Annotated in this window: 4 protein-coding genes; all 4 read left to right on the plus strand. The window is 35.7% G+C overall.

Annotation, left to right across the window (positions count from 1 at the left end; genetic code table 11):
- Positions 1 to 129: 129 nt before the first annotated feature.
- Genes ACPYKA_RS19020 through rpe form a run of 4 tightly spaced genes read left to right on the plus strand, consistent with a single transcriptional unit; the run spans position 130 to position 4,419 of the window.
- Positions 130 to 897, plus strand: coding sequence for a Stp1/IreP family PP2C-type Ser/Thr phosphatase (locus tag ACPYKA_RS19020; RefSeq protein WP_479543777.1), 768 nt, complete (start codon positions 130 to 132; stop codon positions 895 to 897).
- On the plus strand, positions 891 to 2,879 hold the full coding sequence (pknB, locus tag ACPYKA_RS19025) for a Stk1 family PASTA domain-containing Ser/Thr kinase (protein ID WP_479543774.1): 1,989 nt from the start codon (positions 891 to 893) through the stop codon (positions 2,877 to 2,879). The genes ACPYKA_RS19020 and pknB overlap by 7 nt, the downstream gene beginning before the upstream one ends.
- Positions 2,880 to 3,770, plus strand: a complete 891-nt coding sequence (gene rsgA / locus ACPYKA_RS19030) for a ribosome small subunit-dependent GTPase A (RefSeq protein ID WP_479543775.1) — start codon at positions 2,880 to 2,882, stop codon at positions 3,768 to 3,770.
- On the plus strand, positions 3,763 to 4,419 hold the full coding sequence (gene rpe, locus ACPYKA_RS19035; protein WP_479543776.1) for a ribulose-phosphate 3-epimerase: 657 nt from the start codon (positions 3,763 to 3,765) through the stop codon (positions 4,417 to 4,419). Before rsgA ends, rpe begins: the two co-directional genes overlap by 8 nt.
- Positions 4,420 to 4,709 lie beyond the last annotated feature (290 nt).

Raw genomic sequence — 4,709 nt, forward strand, 5'->3', positions numbered from 1 at the left:
CTAATCAAGATTGCACTAAATTTGGGCTACAACTTTTCCCCCAAACGATTCAATCGGATGGATTTTTTATGACGAGATTAATAAAAAATGATCATTAAAAATATATGGTTGGTTTGATAAAAAGAGGTGATGGAAGTGAATGGACATTTCAAAACGGACCGGGGTAGGATGCGCTCGATTAATGAGGATGCAGGAGGAATTTTTTACAATAAATCGGGACAGCTATTGGCAATAGTTGCAGATGGTATGGGTGGCCATTTGGCAGGAGAAGTAGCTAGCGGATTAGCCGTTTCCATTATAAAAGAACACTGGGAAAAAATAGATGAAATACATACACCAGTAGAAGCTGAAAACTGGCTTCAAGAAATTATATCGATAATGAATACGACTATTTATAATCATGCATCGGAAAAAGAAGAATATGATGGCATGGGGACTACCGTTGTTGTAAGTGTATGTACAAATGATTTTGTTTCCATCGCTCATATAGGAGATAGTCGTTGCTATTTACTTAATGATACACAATTTGAACAATTAACGAGCGATCATTCCCTTGTAAACGAACTTATTCGTACTGGACAAATAACTGAACTTGATGCAGAGCAGCATCCGAGAAAAAATGTTCTCTTAAAGGCAGTTGGAACGGAGGAAACTGTTCAACCTGATGTTGAAACAATTAATTGGGATTCGAATAATCGTGTACTCTTATGTTCCGATGGACTAACAAATAAAGTGTCCGATGACGAAATTGAACGTCGGTTACGAGAAACGGAAGATATTCATAGTTTAGTAAATGAATTTATCGAGATTGCGAACGAACGTGGAGGAGAAGATAATATAACACTAGCCATCATCCAAAAATTAGAACAAGATCAAGAAGGTGATCCAACATGTTAGAGGGACACCTGCTTAGTGAGCGTTACCGCATTAAACGAACAATTGGTGGAGGCGGTATGGCCAATGTTTATTTAGCGAGAGATATTATTTTAAACCGTGATGTAGCGATAAAAGTATTACGGCTTGAATTTGCCAATGATCCAGAGTTTATCGAAAGATTTGATCGCGAAGCCCAAGCGGCAACTAGTCTTTCTCACCCTAATATAGTTAATATATTTGATGTAGGTGAAGAGAATCATATTTTATATATGGCCATGGAATACATTGATGGGTTAACTTTAAAAGAATACATTGTTCAAAATGGCCCCCTAGATGTGAATGAAGCTTTGGATATTATGAAACAATTAACTGATGCAATCGCTCATGCACATGCAAATGGCTTGATCCATCGAGATATTAAACCGCAAAACATATTAATGGATCGTTTTGGAAATGTAAAAGTGACTGATTTTGGAATTGCTATCGCATTAAGTGCGACTTCTTTAACGCAAACAAACTCTATTTTAGGTTCCGTTCACTATCTATCACCTGAACAAGCCCGCGGTGGAATGGCAACAAAAAAATCAGATATTTACTCACTCGGGATCGTGATGTATGAACTATTAACTGGCCAATTACCATTTTCGGGACAGTCACCGATTTCAATCGCTTTAAAACATTTACAAAATGAAACACCGTCAATTAGAAGCTTGGATGAAAGTATTCCGCAAAGTGTAGAAAATATTGTTTTAAAAGCTACTGCAAAAGATCCATTTCACCGTTATGAAAGTGTTTATGAGATGGAAGAAGCTCTTAATGCAGCTTTAGATCCTGCACATATGAACGAAGCAATATTTAAACCACCTATTGAAGAAGGGGAAGAAACAAAAGCAATACCGATCATTACGGATGAAAAGCTTCAAATGAGCGAACAAGACACCACTATTGTTCATAATAATGACGATGTACCACCAACAACAAATGAAGAAAAAAACGATCCGGTATCACCAGATAAAAAGAAGAAAAAATGGTATAAAAGAAAATGGTTCATTGGTACTTTTCTGCTATTGTTTCTTGCTATTGCAGCCATTGTTATATTTGCTTTAAATGCTCCAAAGGATGTAACAATTCCAGATGATTTAGTCGGAATGGAATTTGAAGAAGCAAAACAGGAGTTAGAGAACTTGAATTTAAAAGTAAATAAAGAGTTAATCTCCTCTGATGAAATTGAGGAAGGGTTTGTAGTAAAAACTGATCCCGGAGAAGGAAGAACCATTAAAGAGAAATCAACTGTAGATGTTTTTGTTAGTGATGGAAAAGAAAAAGTAGAGTTTGATGATTATGTTGGAGAAAACTATAATCAGGTAAAACGGATATTAGATGATGAAGGTTATGAAGTCATTGCCTATGAAAAAATATCGGAACATCCTGTTGGTGAAATTATTACCCAAATTCAACCTGCTCCTAAAAGTGAAGTTGTACCAAGTGAGACGAAAGTTATTTTTGAAGTTAGTGATGGACCTGAAAAGATCAGTTTAAGTAATTTGACAGGCCTAACCTTAGAACAATTAAAAGATTATGCTAAGAAAAATGGATTAAAATTAGATTTAAGTGAAGAATACTCGGATCATGCTCCTGAAGGAACGGTGATTAGCCAAGATCCTGCAGCAAATACTGAGTTAACTGAAGGCAGTGTTGTAAAAGCAGTAATATCGAAAGGGAAGAAAGAATTGCCACCGAAATCTCATAATGTTACATTTACTGTTCCATTTCAACCTGAAGAAAATGAAGAGGGAGAATTGGCATCATCCCAAACCGTACAAATTTATGTAGAAGACTTAAATAACTCATTATCAAATGTTTTTCATGAAGATGAAATACAAGGCGATCAAGAATATACTTTAACGATGGTAATTGCTCCAGGTGAAACTGCGGAATATAAAGTAGTACGTGATGGGGAAGTAATCATTCAGCGAACTGTAGAATATAAGGAAGGTGGCTAAATGGCAGAAGGCAGAATCATAAAAGCTTTAAGTGGATTTTATTATGTTAAATCGAATAACGAAATTTATGCTTGTAAAGGTAGAGGAGTTTTTCGAAATCAAAACATCACACCATTAGTAGGTGATTTTGTTACCTTTGATATAACGGAAAATATGGAAGGTTATATTCAAGAAATAAAGCAACGGGAGAACGAATTTATTCGTCCTCCCATTGCGAATGTAACACAAGCCATTATTGTTAGTGCTGTTAGCCAACCAACTTTTAGTTCATTACTATTAGACCGTTTTTTAGTTGTTGTAGAATCAAAACGAATTAAGCCGATGATTATCGTGACAAAAAAAGATTTAGCAACCGAACAAGAAATAGAGAAGATGAATGCTTTTAAAGAAGAATATAGAAAACTAGGCTATCGATTTGAATTTTTATCATTAGAAGAAAATGTAGATCATCTAAAATTAAAACATTTTTTCAAAAATGAAGTTACTGTATTAATGGGGCAATCTGGTGTCGGTAAATCGACGCTGTTAAATGCAATTAACCCTACTTTTGAAATTCAAACTGCAGAAATCTCACTCAGTTTAGGTCGAGGTAAACATACGACTCGTCATGTAGAATTATTAGAAGTTGAGGACGGTCTTGTTGCCGATACGCCTGGTTTTAGTGCGATTGAATTAAATGAATTAGAGCGAGAAGAATTATCAGATTGCTTTATTGAAATGAGAGAGAAGCGAAATGAATGCAAATTTCGCCAGTGTCTGCATGATAAAGAACCGAAATGCGCTGTAAAGCAAGCTGTAGATAACGGTGAAATTAATCAATACCGTTATGAACATTATTTGCAATTTTTACAAGAAATCACAGAGAGAAAGCCGAGGTATACGAATGACTAAAATAGCACCATCAATCTTATCAGCGAATTTTGCAAAATTGGGAGAAGAAATAAAGGAAGTGGAACAAGCTGGGGCCGATTATATTCATGTCGATGTAATGGACGGGCATTTTGTGCCCAATATAACCATTGGCCCACTAATTGTTGAAGCGATTAAACCAGTAACAAATTTACCTTTAGATGTTCACTTAATGATTGAAAATCCGGATCAATATATACCTACATTTGCTGAAAAAGGAGCGTCGATTATAACTGTTCATCAAGAGGCATGCCCTCATCTACATCGAACGATTCAGCTTATTAAGGATATGAATGTTCAAGCGGGAGTAGTTATTAATCCAGCTACTCCGATCGAAATGATTACAGAAATTCTTTCATATGTTGATCTTGTATTAATTATGACAGTGAATCCTGGTTTTGGTGGTCAATCATTTATTCATGAAATGATTCCAAAAGTAAAAACAATTGCTGAACTTAGAGAACAAAATAATTATCAGTATGAAATTGAAATTGACGGCGGAGTAAATATAGAAACTGCAAAATTATGTACAGATGCTGGAGCAGATGTACTTGTTGCAGGAAGTGCGATTTTTAATGAAAGTGATCGCAAAAAAGCAATAGAGGATTTAAGAAAAGCAATTAATGACTAACTCAATTTTTTACATCATTCATGCAAGGTGATACAAGTGGTTAGATTAAGCTTAATAAAGACTGAGTAACGCTTCCTATGTAAAAGATTTGAGGTTTTATACAATATCCATAAACTGTTGAGTAGTTGAAATCTACCGCAACGGTAAATATAATTAGTGCCTGCTCACTTCTTACTTAAATTTGTGATGAAAACCGCTTCGGCAGAATACTACGCTTTCCACGGGCACGGCTTCAGCCTCCGAAGCACAGGACGTGCAAGTGCAGGTGTTGCGACAGGACGTCGCGTACT

Origin of the sequence: Pseudogracilibacillus amylolyticus (SeqCode) (assembly GCF_051918545.1) — a bacterium.
Classification (GTDB): Bacteria; Bacillota; Bacilli; order Bacillales; family Amphibacillaceae; genus Pseudogracilibacillus.

Excerpts from the sequence above, each read along its gene's own strand:
- rsgA (WP_479543775.1), top strand. The coding sequence starts at position 2,880 with ATGGCAGAAGGCAGAATCATAAAAGCTTTAAGTGGATTTTATTATGTT.
- pknB (WP_479543774.1), top strand. The coding sequence starts at position 891 with ATGTTAGAGGGACACCTGCTTAGTGAGCGTTACCGCATTAAACGAACA.
- ACPYKA_RS19020 (WP_479543777.1), top strand. The coding sequence starts at position 130 with ATGGAAGTGAATGGACATTTCAAAACGGACCGGGGTAGGATGCGCTCG.
- rpe (WP_479543776.1), top strand. The coding sequence starts at position 3,763 with ATGACTAAAATAGCACCATCAATCTTATCAGCGAATTTTGCAAAATTG.